The sequence below is a fragment of the Paenibacillus sp. OT2-17 genome, from assembly GCF_009827695.1.
GTDB classification, from domain to species: Bacteria; Bacillota; Bacilli; order Paenibacillales; family Paenibacillaceae; genus Paenibacillus; species Paenibacillus polymyxa_B.
The window spans coordinates 1-695 of the sequence record NZ_WUDQ01001001.1 but is presented as its reverse complement, the minus strand read 5'-3'; the positions used below and the strand labels follow the sequence as shown (position 1 = coordinate 695).

Here is a 695-nt window from a genome sequence, read left to right as displayed (position 1 = left end):
CTCCGCTTCATCTGCTAATTCACGCACTACTTCCCTTACAACTCTCCAGTCACGTTCCGTATAGGCGGTACCATCCTCATTACGTCCGACTTCGGCTGCAACCATTGGTGCTCCTAACAGACCCGCATATCGGATCAGCTCTTTGAAGCGCTCTACATTTTCACGCAGCAATTCCTCATCCTGTATAAAAAAATGTAAATAGCACCCGAGCACCGATATGGATACACCATGCTTACGAAATTCTTCTGCGATAGACAGTGCCAATCCCGGATTGAACTTACCCGGTTTATTAAAATCCACATCACTGATCGCTCTCCACGGAGCCAGCTGAACATGAGTAAAGCCCGCTGCGCCTACCTTTGCAGCCAATTCACGATAAGGCAACATGCCAAACAAATGTGCCAATACACCTACTGTCACTAAAAATCACCTCTTATTTTTATTGTTGTATGCTACTTGTTACCGTACTCTGCTCCAAGGTCTCATTGATGATGTGCGTAATCCGTTCCACTTCATCATGAATAAAAAAGTGTCCTCCCTGAAAGGTAAACATACGAAATTGCTGTTCCGTATGGTGTGCCCATGCCTCCGCATCTTGTAAGGTCACCGTGTTATCGGTCATTCCCGTCAAAGCGGTGATAGGACAATGTAAAGGTGCGGCTTTAGCCATGTACCTATACAACTCGACAGCTTTG

Annotated in this window: 2 protein-coding genes; both read right to left on the bottom strand. The window is 46.0% G+C overall.

Annotation, left to right across the window (positions count from 1 at the left end):
- Positions 1-420: TIM barrel protein (locus GRP75_RS28715; protein WP_160791085.1), on the bottom strand; the 420-nt coding region annotated here is incomplete at its 3' end.
- 19 nt (positions 421-439) lie between these two features.
- Positions 440-695: thioesterase II family protein (locus GRP75_RS28710; RefSeq protein WP_369127593.1), on the bottom strand; the 256-nt coding region annotated here is incomplete at its 5' end.